The organism is Neobacillus sp. 114 (assembly GCF_030127045.1).
GTDB classification, from domain to species: Bacteria; Bacillota; Bacilli; order Bacillales; family Cytobacillaceae; genus Neobacillus; species Neobacillus rhizophilus.
In genome coordinates this window covers 5023875-5047402 of sequence record NZ_CP126144.1, presented here as the reverse complement: position 1 = coordinate 5047402, position 23528 = coordinate 5023875, and the positions used below count along the sequence as shown (strand labels likewise).

The 23528-nt window shown below is 42.4% G+C and carries 21 protein-coding genes and 1 tRNA gene; 21 read left to right on the top strand and 1 reads right to left on the bottom strand.

The window, feature by feature from the left end; all coding sequences use genetic code 11:
- Nucleotides 1-29 precede the first annotated feature (29 nt).
- The 13 genes from QNN06_RS24795 to yihA all read left to right on the top strand — a co-directional run bounded on the left by QNN06_RS24795 (nt 30) and on the right by yihA (nt 14165).
- A complete protein-coding gene (locus QNN06_RS24795; protein WP_213119974.1) occupies nt 30-479 on the top strand; it encodes a MarR family winged helix-turn-helix transcriptional regulator in 450 nt (149 codons plus the stop codon).
- Between the two features lie 105 nt (nt 480-584).
- Nucleotides 585-1379 (top strand): glutamate racemase, encoded by a 795-nt coding sequence (gene racE, locus QNN06_RS24790; protein ID WP_284036130.1) that lies wholly within the window; start codon nt 585-587, stop codon nt 1377-1379.
- A gap of 146 nt (nt 1380-1525) precedes the next feature.
- Nucleotides 1526-2578 carry a GerMN domain-containing protein gene (locus QNN06_RS24785; RefSeq protein WP_284036129.1) on the top strand — a complete coding sequence of 351 codons (1053 nt, stop codon included), beginning with the start codon at nt 1526-1528 and terminating at the stop codon, nt 2576-2578.
- Nucleotides 2579-2709: 131 nt separating this feature from the next.
- The gene (gene rph / locus QNN06_RS24780; protein WP_213119977.1) at nt 2710-3468 is read left to right on the top strand and encodes a ribonuclease PH; all 759 of its coding nucleotides are present in this window, start codon (nt 2710-2712) and stop codon (nt 3466-3468) included.
- An 11-nt stretch (nt 3469-3479) separates the two neighbouring features.
- Entirely contained in the window at nt 3480-4091 is a 612-nt protein-coding gene (locus QNN06_RS24775; protein ID WP_213119978.1) for an XTP/dITP diphosphatase, read from the top strand.
- Nucleotides 4088-4600, top strand: coding sequence for a metallophosphoesterase family protein (locus tag QNN06_RS24770; RefSeq protein ID WP_217033855.1), 513 nt, complete (start codon nt 4088-4090; stop codon nt 4598-4600). The genes QNN06_RS24775 and QNN06_RS24770 overlap by 4 nt, the downstream gene beginning before the upstream one ends.
- Before the next feature lie 103 nt (nt 4601-4703).
- Nucleotides 4704-4780: transfer RNA gene (locus QNN06_RS24765), tRNA-Arg, on the top strand.
- Between the two features lie 103 nt (nt 4781-4883).
- Nucleotides 4884-5912, top strand: coding sequence for a tetratricopeptide repeat protein (locus tag QNN06_RS24760; protein ID WP_284036128.1), 1029 nt, complete (start codon nt 4884-4886; stop codon nt 5910-5912).
- Nucleotides 5913-6077: 165 nt separating this feature from the next.
- The gene (gene tig, locus QNN06_RS24755) at nt 6078-7364 is read left to right on the top strand and encodes a trigger factor (protein WP_213119981.1); all 1287 of its coding nucleotides are present in this window, start codon (nt 6078-6080) and stop codon (nt 7362-7364) included.
- Between the two features lie 376 nt (nt 7365-7740).
- Nucleotides 7741-9003, top strand: coding sequence for an ATP-dependent protease ATP-binding subunit ClpX (gene clpX, locus QNN06_RS24750; RefSeq protein ID WP_213119982.1), 1263 nt, complete (start codon nt 7741-7743; stop codon nt 9001-9003).
- A 348-nt stretch (nt 9004-9351) separates the two neighbouring features.
- Nucleotides 9352-11019 carry an ATP-dependent protease LonB gene (gene lonB, locus QNN06_RS24745; protein WP_217033849.1) on the top strand — a complete coding sequence of 556 codons (1668 nt, stop codon included), beginning with the start codon at nt 9352-9354 and terminating at the stop codon, nt 11017-11019.
- A 240-nt stretch (nt 11020-11259) separates the two neighbouring features.
- Nucleotides 11260-13587 carry an endopeptidase La gene (lon, locus tag QNN06_RS24740; RefSeq protein WP_213119984.1) on the top strand — a complete coding sequence of 776 codons (2328 nt, stop codon included), beginning with the start codon at nt 11260-11262 and terminating at the stop codon, nt 13585-13587.
- Entirely contained in the window at nt 13584-14165 is a 582-nt protein-coding gene (yihA, locus tag QNN06_RS24735) for a ribosome biogenesis GTP-binding protein YihA/YsxC (RefSeq protein ID WP_213119985.1), read from the top strand. Before lon ends, yihA begins: the two co-directional genes overlap by 4 nt.
- Before the next feature lie 39 nt (nt 14166-14204).
- On the opposite strand, the gene QNN06_RS24730 is transcribed toward yihA, so the two are convergent.
- Nucleotides 14205-14687, bottom strand: a complete 483-nt coding sequence (locus QNN06_RS24730; RefSeq protein ID WP_284036127.1) for a LiaF transmembrane domain-containing protein — start codon at nt 14685-14687, stop codon at nt 14205-14207.
- Nucleotides 14688-14901: 214 nt separating this feature from the next.
- Here QNN06_RS24730 and hemA point away from each other — a divergent pair, with 214 nt between their 5' ends.
- From hemA to spoVID, 8 genes are all read left to right on the top strand, one after another.
- Entirely contained in the window at nt 14902-16236 is a 1335-nt protein-coding gene (hemA, locus tag QNN06_RS24725; RefSeq protein WP_213119987.1) for a glutamyl-tRNA reductase, read from the top strand.
- A gap of 15 nt (nt 16237-16251) precedes the next feature.
- Nucleotides 16252-17085, top strand: a complete 834-nt coding sequence (locus tag QNN06_RS24720) for a cytochrome c biogenesis protein (RefSeq protein ID WP_284036126.1) — start codon at nt 16252-16254, stop codon at nt 17083-17085.
- 14 nt (nt 17086-17099) lie between these two features.
- Nucleotides 17100-18035, top strand: a complete 936-nt coding sequence (gene hemC / locus QNN06_RS24715; protein ID WP_284036125.1) for a hydroxymethylbilane synthase — start codon at nt 17100-17102, stop codon at nt 18033-18035.
- Nucleotides 18032-18811: a uroporphyrinogen-III synthase gene (locus QNN06_RS24710; protein ID WP_284036124.1), complete on the top strand. Its 780-nt coding sequence runs from the start codon at nt 18032-18034 to the stop codon at nt 18809-18811. Before hemC ends, QNN06_RS24710 begins: the two co-directional genes overlap by 4 nt.
- A gap of 132 nt (nt 18812-18943) precedes the next feature.
- Complete coding sequence (gene hemB / locus QNN06_RS24705; RefSeq protein WP_217033841.1) at nt 18944-19924, top strand: porphobilinogen synthase; 981 nt, start codon at nt 18944-18946, stop codon at nt 19922-19924.
- 24 nt (nt 19925-19948) lie between these two features.
- The gene (hemL, locus tag QNN06_RS24700) at nt 19949-21235 is read left to right on the top strand and encodes a glutamate-1-semialdehyde 2,1-aminomutase (protein ID WP_213119992.1); all 1287 of its coding nucleotides are present in this window, start codon (nt 19949-19951) and stop codon (nt 21233-21235) included.
- A gap of 258 nt (nt 21236-21493) precedes the next feature.
- Nucleotides 21494-22258, top strand: coding sequence for a ribonuclease H family protein (locus QNN06_RS24695; RefSeq protein ID WP_213119993.1), 765 nt, complete (start codon nt 21494-21496; stop codon nt 22256-22258).
- 147 nt (nt 22259-22405) lie between these two features.
- Nucleotides 22406-23527 (top strand): stage VI sporulation protein D, encoded by a 1122-nt coding sequence (gene spoVID, locus QNN06_RS24690; RefSeq protein ID WP_284036123.1) that lies wholly within the window; start codon nt 22406-22408, stop codon nt 23525-23527.
- Nucleotide 23528: the final 1 nt, after the last annotated feature.

Below are 23528 nucleotides of genomic sequence, written 5' to 3'. Positions count from 1 at the left end.
GAGAAGCCTATTTTAGGAGTGTAGAACAAATGAAACTCGAAAATTCCCAAAAAATGACTGGGGACGTTGTCGCAAATATCGAAAAAGAACTACGGTATATATCAGGCATAATTAAGCAAAAGGGAAGAGAGATGTTAAGTAATTATAAAATTACTCCTCCCCAATTCGTTGCCCTGCAATGGCTCTTTGAAGACGGTGATATGACAATTGGCGAGCTCTCTACTAAAATGTATTTAGCCTGCAGTACTACCACTGATCTGGTCGACCGTATGGAGAGAAATCTTTTGGTAGAGCGGGTGAAAGATACAAACGATCGCCGTGTTGTGAGAATCCATCTTCTCGAAGAAGGAAAGAGAATCATTGATGAAGTGATTAAAAAGAGGCAAGTCTATCTTGAAGAAGTCTTAAAAAACTTCAATAAGGAAGAAATTCAACTCTTGCAAAACAACTTAATAAAACTTCATCAGGAAATGAAGTAAGTCCAGTAGACGGATTGGCGAGCCAGTGGTTCGTTTATGAACTCAGTTGATATCCATACGTTCAATATATTAAGAAGTTGCTAATAGCAAAATGAGGCGAAAAGTTTGAAGCAAGCAATCGGTGTTATAGATTCTGGTGTCGGCGGCCTGACCGTTGCTAAGGAGGTCATGAGGCAGCTGCCAAACGAGAAAATCATCTATCTGGGTGATACCGCGCGCTGTCCCTACGGCCCAAGAACGACGAAAGAAGTAAAAAGATTTACATGGGAATTGACCCATTTTTTATTAGAAAAAAATATAAAAATGCTGGTAATTGCCTGCAATACGGCGACAGCAGCTGCGCTCGATGACATCCGCAGGGAATTATCGATTCCCGTTCTAGGGGTCATCAACCCGGGAGCAAGAGCGGCGATAAAACGGACAAAAAACTATCGTGTCGGAATTATTGGGACAGATGGAACTGTTAAAAGCGGTGCCTACGAAAAGGCATTAAAATCGCTTAACAGTCGTCTTTTTGTCAAAAGTCAATCCTGCCCCAAGTTTGTGCCGCTAGTGGAAAGCGGTGAATACGATGGGACGATTGCTGCGAAAATTGTGGATGAAGCGCTGCAGCCTTTATTGAATCAAAACTTGGATACGCTTATTTTGGGGTGCACCCACTATCCACTGCTCGAACCGTTGATCAAAAAATTCATGGGTGAAAAGGTTAGTGTCATCAGTTCAGGTGATGAAACGGCCAGGGAGATTAGCGCCATTCTCCAATATAAAGGACTCCTTGAATCAGGCGAGCAGGAACCAGAGCATGAATTCTATACGACTGGCTCCACTTGGATTTTTTCAAAAATAGCATCGCAATGGCTCGGCATCCCTTTTGAAACCGTGAAAAAAATAAAATTGTAAAATAGAGTCTCTAGTGGGCTCTATTTTTTTTTTTTTTTTTTTTGAAAAAAATTTAATAAATTTGTCCTATTTTTCTTTTCGAGGCGGTCTAATTTTTTCATAGGCTCGTATACATGATAGTACAAACAGTCTTAGGGGGGAAAAATATGTTCAAAAATAAAGCAAAAATTCTTGGCCTGGCTGTGCTCACTTTCACAGTTGTGCTATCCGGTTGCGGCCTATTTGGCAGTGAAACACAAAAGAAAATTGATCCGCCAAAAACGGTGACGACAACGAGTGAGAAGAACACCAATAAGGAAACAGCGGCCGTAAAGAAGGAAAAAGCAGAGAATGCCATGAAAACGGAGCTATATCTCATTGACAAGAATGGTTATGTTGTCCCGCAAACATTAAATCTTCCAAAAACAAAATCAGTCGCTAAACAGGCGCTGGATTACTTAGTGGTGAACGGACCTGTAACGGACATGCTGCCGAATGATTTTAGAGCCGTTCTGCCTGAGGATACAAAACCATCTGTTAATATTAAAGATGGGGTTGCAGTCGTTGATTTTTCAAAGGAATTCAAAAACTATCAGCCTGAGGATGAATTGAAAATTCTTCAGTCAGTCACCTGGACCCTGACGCAGTTTGCTGGTGTCAATTCTGTTAAGCTGAAAATGAACGGCCATGAATTAACGGAAATGCCTGTGAAAGGAACGCCAATCAGCGAAAAGCTTTCCAGGGCAACAGGCATCAACTTAGATACAAAGGATGTAGTGGATATCACGAATACGAAACCAATTACCGTATACTTTATTGGCGGTGAAGAAGGCTCCTACTATTATGTGCCAGTTACCCGAAGGGTGAAAGCAAGTGAGAAGGATCCAATCACAGCGGCAGTCAATGAATTAATCAAGGGTCCAAGTGAAAAATCGAACCTTGTATCCCAATTTATGTCTGACGTTAAACTAAATGAAGCACCGAAATATCAGGACGGAACTGTAACCTTAAACTTTAACAAAAATATTTACGGCAGCTTTGAAGAGAAAGTGATTTCGCAGAACCTTTTGGATACTCTTGTGCTATCCTTGACTGAACAGAAGGGCGTGGAAAAGGTAGCTGTTTTAGTTGACGGTAAAGCGGAATTGAAGAATGACAAGGGTAAGAAGCTTTCTGCACCGGTTACCCGCCCAGAAAAAGTCAATACAGGTAGTTTTTAAAAAATAATATTTGTTATACTATATAATGACAATCAAAGAGGTTGGCTGACTGCCGCCTCTTTCTATTTTGTATTTAGCGTTTTGTAAGGGGGAGAGCCCCTTACGACAACCATGGAGGAGGAGTTTGGGATATGGCGCGTGCAGACGGAAGAGAGCCATTGCAATTAAGGCCCGTACATATTGAAACAAATTATTTAATGCATCCGGAAGGCTCGGTCCTTATTTCAGTAGGAAATACAAAGGTGATTTGTACCGCTAGCATTGAGGATAAGGTCCCACCGTTTATGAGAGGGCAAGGCAAGGGCTGGATTACCGCGGAATATGCGATGCTTCCCCGGGCAACGGAAACAAGGAATATCCGGGAGTCCTCGAAAGGCAAGGTTACCGGCCGGACGATGGAAATCCAGCGTTTAATCGGCCGTGCTTTGAGAGCGGTAGTTGATCTTGAAGCGCTGGGCGAGCGAACTGTTTGGATTGACTGTGATGTCATTCAGGCTGACGGCGGAACAAGAACTGCTTCGATAACGGGGGCTTTTGTGGCTATGTCTCTCGCCTTACAATCGCTTTCCGGGAAAAAATCATTATCGAAGTTTCCGATTACTGATTATTTAGCAGCAACGAGTGTCGGAATTTTAGAGGGCGGTCAAGTAGTGTTAGATTTGAATTACATAGAGGATTCCAAGGCACAGGTCGATATGAATGTTGTCATGACAGGCAGCGGCGAATTTGTTGAGCTGCAGGGAACGGGTGAGGAAGCAACGTTTTCCTACAATGATCTCCAAGGGTTGCTTGGTGCTGCTCAAGAGGGGCTCATGGAGCTGTTTGAACAGCAAAAGGCGGCCCTTGGCGAGGAAGTCATGCAAAAAATTGAAAATCGCAGAAAGAAATAGAGGAGATTCACATGAATGAAGTTATCATTGCCACGAAAAATCCTGGAAAAGCCAGGGAGTTTGAGCATATCTTTGCAAGCAGAGGAATTACAGTGCGGACGTTGCTGGACTTTCCGGAACTTCCGGAGGTAGAAGAAACCGGTACAACCTTTGAGGAAAATGCCACATTAAAGGCGGAAACCATTTCGAAGGCACTTGGGAAAATGGTAATTGGCGATGATTCCGGACTAATCGTTGACGCGCTTGAAGGCCGTCCGGGCATCTATTCCGCCCGCTATGCTGGGGAACCGAAAAATGACTTGAATAACACGAATAAGGTACTGAGAGAGCTAGAGGGTGTTCCTGAGGAGCAGAGAACAGCACGCTTCTATTGTGCTTTAGCAGTTGCCATCCCTGGTCAGGAGACGTTTACAGTGTCAGGTACCTGTGAAGGCCGGATATTGGAAGATCCAAGAGGTACCAACGGTTTCGGCTATGACCCGGTCTTTTTTGTACCGGAAAAGGGAGTGGCTATGGCAGAGCTATCTGCTGATGAAAAAAATAAAATCAGCCATCGGGCGAATGCGTTAAGAAAACTGGATTCGGTGCTAGATTCGAAGCTGGAAAGCGCTGAAGGCAAATGAGCAAGGTATTGGTCGTCAGCGACAGCCACGGTATGACGAAAGAGCTTGAGGTAATTAGGGAAAGGCACTTGGACGATGTCGATTTAATGATCCATTGTGGTGATTCCCAGTTAGACCCGGATCACAAGTCCTTAACGGGGTATTTTACGGTTGGCGGAAATTGTGATTTTGGCGGATTCCCGCTGGAGCTGGTAACGGATGTCTCTGGAAAAAAGATTTTCATTACCCATGGCCATCGATATTCGGTCAAAACTTCGTTGATGAAATTAACATACAAAGCTCAAGAATCTGGAGCTGATATTGTCTGTTTTGGGCATTCGCATATCTTGGGGGCAGAGGTGATCGACGGTACCTTGTACCTGAACCCAGGCAGTATCCGCCTCCCGCGCCAGCGTGTTGAAAAAACATACGTGATCCTTGACTTGCAAGAGAAAGTCGTTAGGATGACTGTGTATGAACTAAACGGCAAAGAAATATCTGGATTGGCTCGCGAATTCAAGTTTAATTAATATTGGGGGGGATCCCCCAATATTTCTTAGAAAAAAATTTATAATCTATTGACAATAAAATAATACGGTAATATAATAAAACTTGTCTTTGATAAATGACTATGTCCCAGTAGCTCAGCTGGATAGAGCACACGCCTTCTAAGCGTGCGGTCGGGAGTTCGAATCTCTCCTGGGACGCCACTACTACATACCAAAATATATACTCACCTCATAAGGTGAGTTTTTTTTGTGCTTTAATTATGTTACACTATTTTCCATTGATAACCTACAAGGATGGATTCTTATGAAAAAGCGGGAAAAAGTGAGAAAAATAGATAACGTGATTTTTTTTCCCGGAATGGAAAAAAGATTAACGGACAAAGGCTTAGAAAGCCTGCACAATAAAAAATATGCTGAAGCCATCGAGCTTCTCGAAGAAGCGAAAGAACTGGATCAGGATAACGATGATGTTTTAATCGGCCTGGTCCTTGCCTATTTTGAGGCTGGGAATTTTCAAAAGGCAAAAGTCCTTGCAAAGGAAATGCTCCATAAAGGAATTGGCGACTATTTTCAATTGGTGGATTTATTCGTAACAGTGCTTATTCAACTTCATGAATATCAGGAAATTGTCTCAACTATTGAGGCGCTCTTGGAGGAAAAAGAGATTCCGCCGGAAAGACTGGAACATTTCTTAACACTTCTCCAATTCAGCCGGAAAATGGCAGAGAACAAAAGCCTTGATCTGAGGAGTGAAGAGCCTGAGGAGGATATCGATCCGGCTTCATTAAATCTATTATCCTTAACCAGCCTGAACGAGCAAATGCTGTCCATCTCAAGTCTTTCAGATAAAAACATCAGGCCTTATGTCCCCGAAATAGAAGAATACTTAAAAGCGGAAATAGGCCATCCCTTTTTAAAAACAATCCTATTAACTCTTTTAAAAGAGCAGGAAGTCGACAAAGACATAAAAATGGTTAAATTTTCGGAAGAAATAACCATAAATCCGACAGGAATACCAGATGTAAGACATCAGCCGAAAATGACCTCTATTAAAGAACTGCTTGAGAATCGGCTTGAAAGCAGCAATCCCGTTCTCTTTGCCAGCATCAGTGAAATGGTAGAGCGCATTTTCTTTATCAGCTACCCATTCGAATTGGAGCCAGAGAACCCGGCTGCCTGGGCTGCTGGCTTTCAATATTTGGCGCAGGAATATATGGGGATAAACTCAGAAATAAATGAATTATCTAAAGACTATGACGTATCGCCGGTTGAAATCACCCTTGCTATACAGGAAATAGAAGAAATTGAGAAAATTTCTTATCCTAATCTATAGCCTTCGCTGTTGAAAGAAACAAATCCTGTGTTATAATGTAAGGGTTGCATTGTGTAAAAAACTATTTTACAGCAAAAAAAGTGGAAAATGGCTTCGTGGACAAGACATATTCCGAATTTAAATTCGTTACGAATGAAATGAGTAATAGATGTTGGAGGGAAAAGAATGACTGCAAAATGGGAAAAGTTAGAAGGAAACCGCGGTGTCCTTACAATTGAAGTAAGTGCAGATAAAGTAAACGAAGGTTTAGACGCGGCTTTCAAAAAAGTAGTAAAACAAATTAATGTTCCAGGCTTCCGTAAAGGTAAAATGCCTCGTGGAATGTTTGAAAAGCGCTTTGGTGTAGAAGCTCTATACCAAGATGCATTAGATTTTATTTTTCCAGATGCATACATGACTGCAATCGATGAAACTGGAATCGAGCCAATTGCTCAGCCTGAAAATGTTGATTTTGATCTTGAGGAAATGGGCAAAGACAAAGACTTTACTTTCAAGGCAACTGTTCAAGTAAAACCTGAAGTAACTTTAGGCGAATACAAAGGCCTAGAAATTGAAGAACTTGACACAACTGTAACTGACGAAGATGTTCAAAAAGAACTAGAAGCTCTTCAAAACCGTCATGCTGAGCTTGTTGTGAAAGAAGAAGGAACTGCTGTACTTGGCGACACAGTTGTGATCGACTTTGAAGGCTTTGTTGATGGCGAAGCATTCGAAGGCGGCAAAGGTGAAAACTACTCTCTTGATCTAGGTTCAGGTTCTTTCATTCCTGGCTTTGAAGAACAACTTGTTGGCGTTGCTGCCGGCGAATCTAAAGAAGTAGAAGTAACTTTCCCAGAAGAATACCATGCAGCAGAGCTTGCAGGTAAACCAGCTGTGTTCAAAACAACTGTTCACGAAATCAAAGGTAAAGAACTTCCTGCTTTAGATGACGAGTTTGCTAAAGACGTAGATGATGAAGTTGAAACTTTAGATGCATTAAAAGAAAAAATCAAAACTCGTTTAGAAGATAGCAAAAAGCATGAAGCAGAACACCACCTACAAGATACTGTAGTGGAAAAAGCTGCTGAAAATACTCAAGTTGAACTTCCTGAAGTGATGATTGACAACGAAGTAAATCGTCTTCTTCAAGATTTTGAACAACGTCTGCAAATGCAAGGCATGAACCTTCAGCTTTACTATCAATTCTCTGGCCAAGACGAAGAAGCTCTTCGCGAACAAATGAAGGCTGATGCTGAGAAAAATGTTCGTGTAAGATTAACTTTAGAAGCTATTGCTAAGGCTGAAAACCTAGAAGTGTCTGAGGAAGATGTAACTGCTGAGCTTGAAAAAATGGCAGGAATGTACAACATGTCTGTTGACAACATCAAAAAAGCTCTTGGTGGAACAGAAGGCATTAAAGATGAACTTAAATACAAAAAAGCAATCGACTTTCTTGTTGAAAACAAGAAGTAATACGTAAATAGTTCCAAGGCACGATTTTTATCGTGCCTTGTTTTATACATTTTTTCAATTACATATTATAATAAGGACAGGGTAACCTTTTTTATAAACGGGTGGCAGGAATAAAATTTTTGCCGGCGAATTAATTAAATCCAAGATTGATTTTTGAAAATTATGGTTAAGCTGTTTGAGGTACATATTTCATTTTTTAAGCGAAGTCCAGACAAATAAAAAACATATTTTGAGAAAAGCTTTTTAGTTCCAGTCCGCCCGCTAAATGTGTTACAATGCAAAATACATACCTAATGAATTGTAGAAAAACTCGGATTTGTTTGGAATTTTCGCGAGCTTTAAATAAAGAAATAAGTCGTCTTAAGGGGTGAAAGGGTTGTTTAAATTTAATGATGAAAAAGGACAACTGAAGTGTTCATTCTGTGGAAAAACACAGGATCAAGTCCGCAAGCTTGTTGCTGGACCTGGAGTCTATATATGTGACGAATGTATTGAACTCTGCACAGAGATTGTGGAGGAAGAGCTAGGAACAGAGGAAGAAGTTGAATTTAAAGATGTTCCGAAGCCAAAGGAAATTTGTGAAATCCTTGATGAATATGTGATCGGTCAGGATAAAGCAAAGAAATCATTATCGGTTGCTGTTTACAACCATTACAAGCGTATCAATTCAAACAGCAAAATCGATGACGTCGAGCTTTCAAAAAGTAACATTTGTATGATTGGACCGACTGGTAGCGGAAAAACATTACTGGCGCAGACATTGGCACGGATTTTGAATGTGCCGTTTGCGATTGCAGATGCCACATCGCTGACAGAAGCCGGCTACGTTGGCGAAGATGTTGAAAACATCTTATTAAAATTAATCCAAGCTGCTGATTACGATGTGGAGAAGGCAGAAAAAGGGATTATTTATATTGATGAAATTGATAAAATTGCCCGCAAATCCGAGAATCCTTCGATTACACGTGATGTTTCCGGTGAAGGCGTTCAACAGGCATTATTAAAAATTCTTGAAGGCACAGTTGCCAGCGTTCCTCCTCAAGGTGGAAGAAAGCATCCGCATCAGGAATTTATCCAAATTGATACAACAAACATTTTATTTATCTGCGGCGGAGCCTTTGACGGCATCGAGCCAATCATCAAGCGCCGGTTAGGACAAAAGGTTATCGGCTTTGGGGCTGATCCGAAACAACAGCAGGAAATCAGTTCAAAAGAATTGCTTTCCAAGGTCCTTCCTGAAGACCTTTTACGCTTCGGCCTGATTCCTGAATTCATCGGCCGTCTGCCAGTTATTGCAAGCCTTGAGCAGCTTGACGAAGCAGCGTTAATTGAAATTTTAACGAAGCCAAAGAATGCACTTGTAAAGCAATATCAAAAAATGCTTGAAATCGATGCTGTCGAGCTTGAGTTTGAAGAAGGCGCGCTGGAAGAAATCGCGAAAAAGGCGATTGAGCGTAAAACAGGTGCCCGCGGCTTACGTTCCATCATTGAAGGCATCATGCTTGATGTCATGTTCGACCTTCCATCCCGTGATGATATTACGAAATGTATCATCACAAAGGATACAGTCGTGGACAACAGCGTTCCAAAGCTAATCCTTGAAGATGGTACGGTTGTTAAAGAAGAGAAATCTGCATAATAGGTGTGAACCCGGACTAATTTGTTCGGGTTCTTTTTATTGGGGGCGTTGTTCGGTTTACTCTCGGATAAGAGCCGAATACTCTCGGATAACGAGGAAATACTCTCGGATAAGCGCATATTACTCTCGAATCATGGATTTACTCTCGGACACGGTCAAAATACTCTCGGATAAGAACTGAATACTCTTGCATACCCCCGATTTACTCTCGCGTAACTGAATTTTACTCACAACTTCATTTTGCCCACCCCCCCCTTCAGTTTTTTCAATTCATGGTTTATTCCGCCAGTCAGCAGGAAATACTTATTAATATCTACAGAAGTTAATTAGATACTGGAGGGAAACGAAATGAGTTGGACGGGGATCGCCTTATTTATACAATTGTTTTTTGGAATAATCATTGGTCTTTATTTTTGGAATTTGCTCAAGAATCAGCGCACGCAAAAGGTGTCAATTGACCGGGAATCCCGGAAGGAAATGGAACAGCTTCGCAAAATGAGATCCATTTCATTAACCGAACCGCTTTCTGAAAAAGTACGTCCGACAAGCTTTCAGGATATTGTCGGCCAGGAGGATGGCATTAAATCTTTAAAAGCGGCCCTTTGTGGTCCGAATCCGCAGCATGTGATCATCTACGGACCGCCCGGTGTCGGTAAAACGGCGGCAGCAAGGCTCGTTCTCGAAGAAGCCAAAAAGAATGCAAAGTCACCATTTAAAAAAGATTCAGTTTTTATAGAATTAGATGCCACAACAGCCCGCTTTGATGAAAGAGGAATTGCTGACCCGCTAATTGGATCGGTTCATGACCCAATTTATCAGGGAGCTGGAGCAATGGGTCAAGCTGGGATTCCGCAGCCAAAACAAGGGGCAGTTACAAATGCTCATGGCGGTGTCCTATTTATTGATGAAATTGGCGAACTGCACCCGATTCAGATGAATAAGCTGCTCAAGGTACTGGAGGATCGCAAGGTATATTTGGAAAGCGCCTATTATCACGAGGAAAATACACAAATACCTACCCATATTCATGATATTTTTAAAAATGGACTTCCCGCCGATTTCCGCTTAATCGGGGCGACAACGCGGACACCAAGCGAAATTCCGCCTGCCATCCGGTCGCGCTGCATGGAAGTGTTCTTTCGCGATTTAAACCAAGAGGAAATTGTGAAAGTAGCACGAAAGGCTGCGGAAAAAGTCAATATGGAAATTAATGATACCGGAGTCCATACTCTTTCTACATACGCAAGAAATGGCCGGGAAACCGTTAACATGATTCAGATTGCGGCGGGGCTGGCCATAACTGAAGATCGGCAATATATTAAGGACGAAGATATTGAATGGGTGATTCATTCCAGTCAAATGACACCGCGAATGGAACGGATGATTAATGATGCTGCGCAGGTCGGGCTTGTTAATGGCTTGGCTGTTTATGGACCGAATTCCGGCGCTCTTCTCGAAATTGAAGTGACTGTTATTCCTGCAAAGGAGAAAGGTTCCATCAACATTACCGGAATTGTCGAGGAAGAAAGTATCGGTGGACAAGGGAAATCGATTCGCCGCAAAAGCATGGCGCGCGGCTCGATTGAAAATGTGATCACTGTTCTCCGGTCCATGGGTGTTCCGGCGAATGATTATGATATTCATGTTAATTTCCCTGGGGGTGTGCCGATTGATGGACCGTCCGCAGGTATCGCAATGGCGACTGGGATTTACTCCGCTATTTATAATATTCCAATTGACAACACGGTTGCGATGACAGGTGAAATCAGCATCCATGGAAACGTTAAGCCAATTGGCGGGGTCTATCCAAAGATAAAAGCAGCCAAAAAAGCAGGAGCGAAAACAGTCATTATTCCACAGGAAAATACCCAGACGATTTTAAATGAAATCGGCGGAATCCGAATTGTGCCAGTTACCCATCTTCATGAAGTATTTGAGATTGCGTTTGTGAACGAATTTAAGAAAAATCAAGTCGTTCCGGCTTCCATTGAATTAACGAAAAAAGAATCTATCTAGATTTCCCACTTCGGTTTGTCCTTAAAAGCAAACCGAAGTTTTTATTTGCGAATTCTACAAATTACTTTTTCATAACTAATATTGAAGTAATTTTTTTAGTTAGGGAGAAACTAACGTATATTGAAAAAAGCGCTGTCTATAAAAATAGACACGTTAATTCAAATAAGATAGAATTGTACAAAGACTTATTCTGCATAAGCAGTATAAATTCATGTTTTTTGCATGTGGAGGTGCTGTATTTTGGCGAAAAAGAAAGAATTGATCGTCCCCCTCCTGCCGCTTCGGGGATTGCTCGTATATCCAACCATGGTTCTTCATTTAGATGTAGGCCGTGAAAAATCGGTTGAGGCACTCGAAAAAGCGATGGTTGATGACCATATCATTTTTTTAACCACCCAAAAGGATGTTTCCATTGATGAGCCTGCCGAGGAGGATCTTTACCGTTTTGGAACGTTAACAAAAGTGAAGCAAATGTTGAAGCTTCCAAATGGTACGATTCGCGTTTTGGTGGAAGGGTTAAGCAGGGCAGAAATCGTAACATTTCACGATGAGGACGATTATTATGCTGTCAGCGTTGTCACCTATGAAGACTCTGACGCTAAAGATGTAGAAGACCAGGCTCTAATGAGGACCATGCTGGAATATTTTGAACAATACATAAAATTATCCAAAAAAATCTCGGCGGAGACATTTGCTTCCGTTGCCGATATTGAAGAACCCGGAAGAATGGCGGACATTATCGCCTCCCATTTGCCGATCAAGCTGAAGGAGAAACAAGAAATCCTTGAGACAATCGAGATAAAGCTAAGAATGAACCGGGTGATTGACCGAATTTTTAACGAAAAAGAAGTCCTTAATCTTGAAAAGAAAATCGGCCAGCGGGTTAAGCGCTCGATGGAAAGAACGCAAAAGGAATACTATTTGCGTGAACAGATGAAGGCGATCCAGAAAGAATTAGGGGATAAGGAAGGCAAGACTGGCGAAATCGCCGACCTCACCAAAAAAATCGAAGAAGCGGGAATGCCGGAGCACGTTTATAATGCGGCCATGAAGGAACTTGACCGTTATGAAAAAGTGCCAACAAGCTCCGCGGAAAGTGCGGTCATTCGCAATTATATTGAGTGGCTGATTTCCCTGCCTTGGTCAAAAAAGACGGAAGACGATATTGACATCCATCGGGCAGAAAAAATTCTCAACCAGGATCATTACGGTCTCGAAAAGGTTAAGGAGCGTGTCCTTGAATATTTAGCTGTCCAAAAGCTGACGAATTCCTTAAAAGGGCCGATTCTCTGCCTTGCCGGACCTCCGGGGGTGGGAAAAACAAGCCTTGCCCGTTCGATAGCGACCTCGCTTAACCGGAATTTTGTCCGTGTCTCGCTTGGAGGCGTCCGTGATGAATCCGAGATTCGCGGCCATCGCAGAACGTACGTCGGCGCGATGCCAGGACGAATTATTCAAGGCATGAAAAAAGCGGGAACAATTAACCCTGTCTTTTTGCTTGATGAAATCGATAAAATGTCTAGTGATTTCCGCGGCGATCCATCTGCCGCACTTCTAGAGGTGTTGGATCCGGAGCAAAACCATAATTTTAGCGATCACTATATAGAAGAAACCTACGATTTATCGAAGGTCATGTTTATAGCCACTGCCAATAACCTTAGCACCATCCCAGGACCGCTGTTAGACCGGATGGAGATCATTACAATTGCGGGCTATACGGAATTGGAAAAGGTTCATATTACAAGGGACCATTTGCTTCCTAAGCAGATTAAGGAAAATGGACTTTCCAAGAGTACCCTGCAGGTTCGTGACGATGCGATTTTAAAGGTCGTTCGTTACTACACTCGTGAAGCTGGGGTTAGAAGCATGGAACGCCAGATGGCCACTATCTGCCGGAAAACAGCGAAAATTATTGTTTCAGGAGAAAAGAAACGGGTTGTCATTACGGATAAAAATGTTGAAGAATTTTTAGGAAAACCAAGGTTCCGTTATGGCCAGGCTGAAGCAGAGGACCAGGTAGGAGTAGCGACCGGACTCGCTTACACAACTGTTGGCGGGGACACCTTGCAAATAGAAGTTTCGCTTGCACCGGGTAAAGGCAAGCTTGTTCTGACTGGTAAACTTGGAGATGTCATGAAGGAATCAGCACAGGCTGCATTCAGTTATGTACGATCTAAAGCAAAGGAACTTGGCATTGAAGAAGACTTTCACGAGAAACACGATATTCATATTCACGTACCGGAAGGAGCCGTTCCAAAAGACGGACCATCTGCGGGAATTACCATCGCTACGGCTTTGGTATCGGCGCTGACCGGCAGACCAATCCGACGAGAAGTGGGGATGACAGGTGAAATCACCCTCCGCGGCAGAGTCCTCCCGATTGGCGGACTTAAAGAGAAAACGTTAAGTGCTCACCGCGCTGGTCTGACAAAAGTTATTTTACCGAAGGATAATGAGAAGGATATTGATGATATTCCGGAAAGCGTCCGCGGCGAATTGGAATTTGTCCCGGTTTCCCATGTCGATGAAGTATTGAAGCATGCCCTTCTTGAAGGTGGAGCACGATGAAGGTAACAAGTTCAGATATCGTCATTAGTGCGGTAAAGCCTGAGCAGTACCCGGACACGGATTTGCCCGAGTTTGCTCTGGCCGGCCGCTCGAATGTTGGAAAGTCTTCTTTTATTAATAAAATGCTAAATCGTAAAGGGCTGGCAAGAATCTCTTCCAAGCCCGGAAAAACACAGACACTTAACTTTTTTCTAATAAACGAAATCCTCCATTTTGTGGATGTTCCTGGCTACGGCTATGCAAAGGTTTCAAAAACGGAACGGGCCGCATGGGGGAAAATGATTGAAACCTATTTTACAATGCGAGAGCAATTAAGGGCCGTTGTCCTGATTGTCGACCTAAGACATCCGCCGACCGAAGATGATGTGATGATGTATGATTTTTTAAAGCATTATGAAATCCCGTGCATTGTCATTGCCACAAAAGCGGATAAAATTCCGAAAGGAAAATGGCAGAAGCATGCCAAGGTTACCCGCGAAACATTAGATCTTGACGAAAACGACCAAATTGTCATTTTCTCTTCTGAAACAGGTGAGGGGAAAGATAAAGCTTGGTCCATACTTGAGAGTTATATGTAGAAAAATAAAACGCCCTGCGGTTCATATCACCGCAGGGCGTTATTTTTTCTTTTTGAAGTATATACCAATGAGAATTAGAAGGACAGGCCAAAATTTCCAAACTAGACTCATCCCGTTCTGCAATAATCCGAAATACCCGGCAATCTTATCATAAAAAAGCAGCAATACAGCAACAATAAGAAAAAGGAAGGCTTGAAATAACCCTGATCCTGTTTTTTGAAAACGCAAGAAGAAGCCAATTGAAATGATCAGGATTAACATACCAATCGTGTTTTGCGGCCAAAAGGAAACGTGACCGACGAGATGAAAATGAAAGCCGAACCCAGTCATAATGACTCCCGGAAGAACCGCTTCGGAATCATTGCCGGAATAGCTTTGGCCTAAAAAGGCAATCCCGACAATGATCATTAGCGTAGGCCAGGTAAAAAATGCAGGAAACAAAGTCATTCCTATTTGCTGTAATAAAAAGTAAGCACCAAAACCGATTAATATGATTCCAGGAAAAATTCTTTGACTTCTCATTGAAAAACACCACTTCCAGTAAGGTTCACTTGAAACTAGTCTGTTTTTTTGATACTGTACATAAGGAAGTATTCCTATTTAACCAACTTATTTATTTTTCTATATTAACATATAGTGTCGTTTTATGTTCACATTTTTCGTGTTCTGACGGAAAATGTTCATGATATAATCAGTCTAGTTATTACTGTAAACATATTGGGGGTGTCCAAAACAAATGCATATTCTAGCGATCGGTCTAAATTATAAAACTGCCCCTGTTGAAATCCGCGAGCGGTTAACTTTTAATGAAACTGATGTTATGGATGCCGTCAAAAAATTAAGCACAAAGAAAAGCATCCTGGAAAATGTTATTTTATCAACATGCAATCGGACAGAAATCTACGCGGTCGTTGATCAATTGCATACAGGCCGTTACTATATTAAAGAGTTTCTTGCTGAATGGTTCGGAATGGAACAGGCGGAGTTCTCTCCGTTTCTTTTCGTTTATGAAGAGGATGGTGCGGTCGAGCATTTATTTAATGTAACCTGTGGATTGAATTCCATGGTTTTAGGGGAAACACAAATCCTTGGACAGGTTCGCACAAGCTTTATGAGTGCCCAAGAGCATGGGGCAACAGGTTCGGTCTTTAACCATTTGTTTAAGCAGGCCATTACCTTGGCAAAGCGTGCGCATTCTGAGACAGAAATCGGTGCTAACGCTGTATCTGTCAGCTATGCGGCGGTTGAACTGGCCAAGAAAATTTTTGGCTCTCTAGCCAATAAGCATGTGTTGATTTTTGGTGCCGGAAAAATGGGCGAATTGGCTGTTCAAAACCTGCACGGCAATGGTGTAAGAAAGGTTACGGTTATTAACCGGACCTATGAAAAAGCGAAGGATCTTGCCGGACGTTTCGACGGTGAAGCAAGAACCATCGATGAATTGCAGAAATTGCTTGTCGAGGCCGACATCCTAATCAGCTCAACAGGTGCGAAGGATTTTGTCATTACAAAAGAGATGATGGCAGCGGTTGAGAAAAAGCGGAAAGGCAAGCCACTGTTTATGGTCGATATTGCCGTGCCGCGCGACTTGGATCCGCAAATCGCAGAACTTGAAAACGTCTTTTTATATGATATTGACGATCTAGAGGGAATTGTTGAGGCCAATCTTCAAGAGCGGAAGAAAGCAGCTGAAAAAATCATGTTGATGATTGAAAAGGAAGCGGTCGATTTCAAACAATGGCTTGGCATGCTTGGTGTCATTCCGGTTATTTCAGCACTTCGGGAAAAAGCACTCGCCATTCAAGCGGAAACAATGGAAAGTATTGAACGAAAGCTTCCAAATTTAACAGACCGCGATAAAAAGGTCTTAAATAAACATACAAAGAGCATCATTAACCAGCTTTTAAAAGATCCAATTTTACAGGCGAAGGAATTGGCGGCAAGACCGGATGCCGAACAGGTAATGGACTTATTCATGAAAATCTTTAATATCGAAGAGCTGGCAAAGGAACACCATTCAAATACAGCCGAAACGAATAAATTAACGGTTGCAGAAGCACGGGCTTTTTAAATGGGGGCCTCGGCTATGTATGATGTCTTGATGACGAGGCTGCACGAATTTACGGTTGTTCTTTATGCCTTCAGTGTTCTTTTATATTTTTTCGACTTTATTCATCATAACCGGAAGGCAAATCGGATTGCCTTCTGGTTACTTGCATTTGTATGGGTTTCGCAAACTGTATTTCTTTTTTTCTATATGATGAAAACAGGAAGGTTCCCTGTCTTAACCATCTTTGAGGGACTCTATTTTTATGCCTGGGTATTAATAACATTGTCAATTGTTATAAATCATTTATTACGAGTTGACTTTATTGTGTTTTTCACTAATATCCTTGGTTTTACGATCATGACGATTCATACGTTTGCACCTATGCAATATCATTCCCATGTCATGGCTAAACAGCTGATATCCGAGCTGCTATTAATTCATATCACAATGGCAATACTGTCCTATGGTGCCTTTTCATTATCATTTGTTTTTTCGTTGTTGTATCTTCTTCAATATGATTTATTAAAAAGGAAGAAATGGGGTACGAGACTTATCCGTCTTGCCGATTTAGACAAACTTGAAAAATCATCTTACATATTAGCGATTATCGGCGTTCCAATGCTTCTGTTAAGTTTAATTTTGGGCTTGCAATGGGCGTTTCTGAAACTTCCGGGAATGCCTTGGTATGACATCAAAATTGTCGGTTCCTTTATTTTACTCACAGCATATAGCATTTATTTATATTTGCGGACAGTGAAAAATCTCTCAGGAAAGAAATTGGCGATTTGGAATGCCCTTTCTTTTCTAATTGTATTAATTAACTTTTTCTTATTTGGGCAACTATCATCATTCCATCTATGGTACTCGTAAATTAGGAGGCAGTCATGAGAAAAATTATCGTAGGATCCAGACGCAGCAAATTAGCTTTAACGCAAACTAATTGGGTGATTGACCAGCTAAAAAAAATTGACCCCCGCTATGAATTCGAGGTCAAGGAAATCGTCACCAAGGGTGATAAAATTCTAGACGTTACCCTTTCCAAGGTCGGCGGTAAAGGTCTTTTTGTAAAAGAAATCGAACAGGCGATGCTGAATAAAGAGATTGATATGGCTGTTCACAGTATGAAGGATATGCCGGCTGTATTGCCTGAAGGACTAACTATCGGCTGTATTCCGTTCCGTGAAGACCATCGCGACGCGCTGATTTCCAGGGACCATGTGAAATTAGATGATTTAAAACCAGGTGCGATTATCGGAACAAGCAGTCTTCGCCGCAGTTCCCAGCTTTTGGCGAAACGCCCTGATTTAGAGATTAAATGGATCCGCGGCAATGTCGATACTAGATTGGCAAAATTAAAAGAAGAAGAGTACGACGCCATCATTTTGGCGGCAGCAGGCCTATCCCGCCTCGGCTGGGCATCTGATGTTGTAACAGAATTTTTGGATGAGGATGTCTGCATTCCTGCGGTTGGTCAAGGTGCTCTATCTATCGAGTGCCGTGAAGATGACCGTGAACTTCATGATCTGTTTGAAAAATTCACTTGTAAGAAAACTGAAAGAGCGGTCCGGGCAGAGCGTGCCTTCCTGCAAAAAATGGAAGGTGGCTGTCAGGTGCCGATTGCCGGCTTTGCGCGTGTCGAGGATAACGATGAAATTGTCTTAAATGTGCTTGTAGGCACTCCAGAAGGCCAGGAAATTTTTAAAGAAAAGGTACGCGGGCAAAATCCAGAAGAACTGGGGATTAAGGCGGCAGACCTTTTGATTGAAAAAGGAGCGAAGGACCTGATTGACAGGATAAAACGGGAGCTGGAGGGTCAATGAGCCCCTCCCTTCCTTTATTAAATAAAAAGGTACTTGTTCCTAGGGGGGAAGGTCAAGCGAAGTCTTTTTCTGAGCTTGTTGAGAAGTATGGCGGGATTCCCATTGAAATTCCACTGATTGCCTTCCGCCCGATTGAAAAAAACCAGCGCCTTCAGGAAAGCCTAATGGTGCTGGATACATTTGACTGGATTATATTTACGAGCAGTGTCACGGTGGAGACGTTTTTTTCGTTTGTTGATCGTGTTGGGGCGGGGTTCCCAAGGGTTGCGGTTATCGGCAAAAAGACTGAAAAGGTACTGAGGGATAGAGGCATACGGGTAGACTTTGTTCCCTCTGTCTACGTGGCTGAAGAGTTTGTTGCAGAATTTTTGCCTCATGTTAAGCCGGGCATCAGGGTTTTGGTGCCAAAGGGAAACCTTGCCCGTGAATACATCGCAACTGGTTTGCGAAAGGCCGGGGCCGTGGTGGACGAGCTGATTATTTACGAAAACTACATGCCTGAGGAAATCCGAGAGAAACTTGCAAAGATGCTGTCAGAGCGGGAACTGGACATCTTAACCTTTACGAGCCCATCGACGGTGGACCACCTGATGGACGTGGTTGGGGAGTATGGGCTGGCCGACCATCTGAATGAGTGTATCATCGCCTGCATCGGACCAGTTACCGAGAAGAGGCTACTCGAATACGGGATGCCGATTCATGCCTCTCCTGAGGAGTATACCGTTGATGAGATGGTTAAGAGCGTTATTGATTTTTTGGAAAAGATTAATGGCTGATTAGCAAGTTGAGGCTGGTTATCCGCAAGTTGGGGAGGGTTATCCGCAAGTTGAGGCCGGTTATCCGCAAGTTGAGGCTGGTTATCCGCAAGTTACATATTAAAATAGTTAAATTTAATGGAGGTATACACAATGGAACTTCAATTTTCACGTCATCGTCGTTTACGTTCAAGCGCCAGCATGCGTGCGCTTGTTAGGGAAAATCATTTAAAGGCGGACGATTTCATCTATCCGCTGTTTATTTATGAAGGCGAAAACATCCGCAACGAGGTATCTTCCATGCCTGGAGTATACCAAGTATCGATGGACCACCTCCATGCAGAAATGGAAGACATCGTCAAACACGGCATCAAGGCTGTATTATTATTCGGCATCCCAGAGACAAAGGATGAGTGCGGCGGCGGTGCATACCATGACCACGGTATTGTTCAAGTGGCTACTCGCTATATTAAAGAACACTTCCCTGAAGTGTTAGTTGTTGCAGATACCTGCTTATGTGAATACACAAGCCACGGTCACTGCGGCGTTGTTGAAGGCGAAAAAATCCTTAATGACCAATCGTTAGACCTTCTTGTAAAAACAGCCATCGCTCAGGCTAAAGCAGGCGCAGATATCATTGCACCATCCAACATGATGGATGGTTTCGTGGCTGCGATTCGTGCAGGTTTAGATGAGGCTGGTTATACAGAAATTCCAATCATGTCATACGCTGTAAAATATGCATCTGCTTTCTACGGACCGTTCCGTGAAGCGGCTGAAGGTGCACCGCAATTCGGTGACCGCAAGACCTATCAAATGGACCCTGCCAACCGTATGGAGGCATTCAGAGAGGCCGAATCAGATGTAGCGGAAGGGGCAGACTTTTTAATAGTGAAGCCGGGAATGCCATATCTTGACATTGTCCGCGATATTAAAAATAACTTCAATTTACCGGTTGTTGTTTATAACGTCAGTGGTGAATATGCGATGATTAAAGCAGCTGCGCAAAATGGCTGGGTAGACGAGAAAAATACAGTTCTAGAAATGTTAATGGGCATGAAGCGCGCCGGTGCTGATTTAATCATTACTTACCATGCAAAAGATGCGATTCGTTGGTTGAAGGAAGAGCAATAAAATTTTTCGAAATGAGGGAAAAGGATGCGTTCGTATACAAAATCGATTGAAGCATTTAAAGAAGCCCAGAAACTTATGCCTGGTGGTGTAAACAGCCCGGTCCGCGCCTTTAAATCCGTAAATATGGACCCGATTTTCATGGAACGAGGCAAGGGTTCGAAAATCTATGATATCGATGGCAATGAATATATTGATTACGTTCTTTCATGGGGACCGCTTATCCTCGGTCATTCCAATGACCAAGTAGTCGAAGCGTTGAAAAGAACTGCCGAGTCAGGAACAAGCTTCGGAGCGCCGACGCTATTGGAAAACAAACTGGCCAAGCTTGTGCAAGATCGTGTGCCATCAATTGAAATTATCAGAATGGTCAACTCGGGTACGGAAGCTACGATGAGTGCCTTAAGGGTAGCACGAGGATTTACAGGCCGAAATAAGATTTTAAAATTCGAGGGCTGCTACCACGGCCATGGTGATTCATTATTAATTAAAGCAGGATCCGGAGTTGCTACACTTGGTTTGCCTGATAGCCCAGGTGTACCTGAAGGTGTGGCTTCAAATACAATCACAGTACAATACAATGACCTTGAAGGGGTAAAATACGCTTTTGAACAATTTGGCGAAGATATTGCTTGTATCATTGTTGAACCAGTTGCGGGCAACATGGGGCTTGTTCCACCTCTGCCAAGGTTCCTGCAAGGACTACGGGATATTACCACTCAATACGGAGCTCTTCTGATTTTTGATGAAGTCATGACTGGTTTCCGTGTCGGTTACAATTGTGCTCAAGGTTACTTCGGTATCACTCCGGACTTGACCTGTTTAGGAAAAGTAATCGGCGGCGGTCTTCCTGTCGGCGCTTATGGCGGCCGTGCGGATATTATGGAGCGCATCGCACCAAGCGGCCCGATTTACCAGGCGGGTACGTTATCTGGAAATCCGCTTGCGATGACGGCGGGCTATGAAACCTTAAGCCAGTTGACACCAGAGCACTACAATGAGTTTATTCGCAAGGGAGATATCCTTGAAAAAGGTATTAAAGCTGCGGGTGAGAAGTACGGGGTTCCAGTTACCTTTAACCGCGCTGGATCCATGATTGGTTTCTTCTTCACGAATGAAGATGTCATCAATTATGAAACAGCCAAAACATCAAATTTGGAATTCTTTGCAGAGTACTATCGCCAAATGGCCGACCAAGGCGTATTCCTGCCGCCGTCCCAGTTTGAAGGATTATTCCTATCAACCGAGCATTCGGATGAGGATATTGAAAAGACGGTTAAGGCTGTTGAGGTTGCTTTTTCGAAGCTTAAATAAAATTTTTATCTATAGAAGGCAGTGGATTTAAAATTAGTCCACTGCCTTTTTTATGGTAAAATATGTAACAATAAATCGTTTTTTGGTAAAGTATAGTAATCACAAGACAATATAGCTGTGGGACAAGAGGTTTAATAGTAATTTAAAAGTTTCATAAGACCAAATCGAATCGAGAGCAAATGGTTAAGTAGTCGTAAAAAAGGTTCATAAAACCAAATTGTCGTAGAAAAAGTCGAGGGAGAAGCAGGTGCACTAAAAATGATAGAATACTATATTGACGGATCCACCAAGGACCACACAATTGGTGTTGGCATCGTAAGGATAAACGAATACGGCTTCATAGATAAACACCATTTTAAAACTGAGCATATCAATCCTACCTCAAATATCGCAGAAGGCTACGCATTAGAAAAAACATTTGAATTAATAAAAGAAAACGACATACATAAACATGAAATCATAAATATTTACACCGACAGTTTAAAAATTCATCAAACACTCATGTACAACGAAAATACCGAGTTTAATAGAGGTAATTTTTTCGTTAAACAAGAGTCTAATAGCTACCTCCAACATTTAAGAAGCCTGTACATAGCATTGGTATCGAGAAACGCCCAGTATCCTTTATATTACTGCGACAAAACAAAAGCGCCCCGGCCACTTATTAAAATATTTTTTAAAGACCAAGCAGAAGATAAAAAATATTTACAGGAGGCCCACTCATTAAGCCGGACTTATATTAAGGAAAAACCCGTCCCAATTAAGGTAGAATATAAAGCGGTTAAAGAGAGTAACAAGTGGGTCATAGTAAAGAACAATAAAGATGTTGTAGCGGAAAATAAACGGCCAATAATTGCCCTTTCAGATGCTTTGAAAAAAATCGATGCACACACAATACAAATCAAATTGTGTCCTCAATTAGAAACTATTTTAAAAAATACAATTAAAAACAGGTTATCCAATGAATCAATGAAATCAGCCATCAAAACAATTGAAGATTATAAATCATTGATAAACCTTTAGAACAATCCTGCTCCCCAATTTAGGGGAGTTTATTTTTTTGCCTCTTTTCCGCACAATCCCGCTTTTTTATTCATAAATAAAAATTTTCCCTCATAAAGTGTAAGTGACATAGTGATTTTGCATTAGGAAACGAAAGGAGGAGTCGCTTTGTCCCAGGAGAATCAATCGTACCTTAGATTTTCTGTGGAGGAGTCCCTGTGGTTTAGAAAAGGACAGGAAGTCGAGGAGCTTATTTCCATTTCCTTAGACCCGGATATTACCATCCAGGAAAACGATCAGTACGTCACCATACGCGGTTCGCTGGAGCTTTCCGGCGAATATAAATGCTACAAGGACCAAGAGGAAGGAAATGAAGAGAGTGTTGTCTCACAGAAGTTTGTGGAACGGGTGGCCGAGCGTGAAGAGGGAGTAGCTGAATTTTCACATCGATTCCCGGTTGATATCACGATTCCTAACAATCGAATTCAAAGTGTGTATGATATCGATGTCCTTGTGGAAACGTTTGATTATTCCATGCCCGAGCGCAGCTGTTTAAAGCTGTCAGCAGAGCTGACCATCAGTGGCCTCTATGGAAACGAGCAGCAACAACAGCAGGAGGAAGAACCTGAAATTGAACTCCTGCACCGCGCTGGATCGGAGGAAGAGGAGGAAGAATTCGAATTCCCTCAACCAACAGAACAAAGCCCTTATCAAAATAATTATCTATTCCAGACGGAAGCACGTAAACCGCAGGAAGAAGAACAGAGCGCAGAGGCATTTCCAAAGTTCCCAAACTTTAATTATCAACCGCAGGAACAAACTCAAGAGCAGCAGGAATATCGGCCGCCTTGGCAGTACCAGGAGTATAATGCCGAAGCAAATGAACCTGCATGGCGTTATCAGGAGAGAAAGGAAGAAAAACAGCCTCTAGAGGTTCAAGTTGAGTTTGAGGAAGAAATCATTGTGGAGGAATCCCCAGCAGTAGTCGTGGAATATGAAGAGGAAAGCTCTTCATCTTCATCTGAAGAGGAACCAAAGCATAAGAAGAAGCTGTTTGGAGCTAAAAAGAAATCGATGACCCTGACAGAATTCTTTGCTCGAAAGGACGAAGGTTCTTCGCAAACAAGGGTAAAGGTTTGTATTGTTCAAAGAGGGGATACAGTAGAAAGTTTGTCTAAACGTTATGATGTTTCTGTTCAGAATCTCCTTCGTGTTAACAATCTGGAACTGAATCAGGATGTTTATGAAGGTCAAGTATTGTATGTTCCGGCAGCCTTTGCAAAAAAATAAC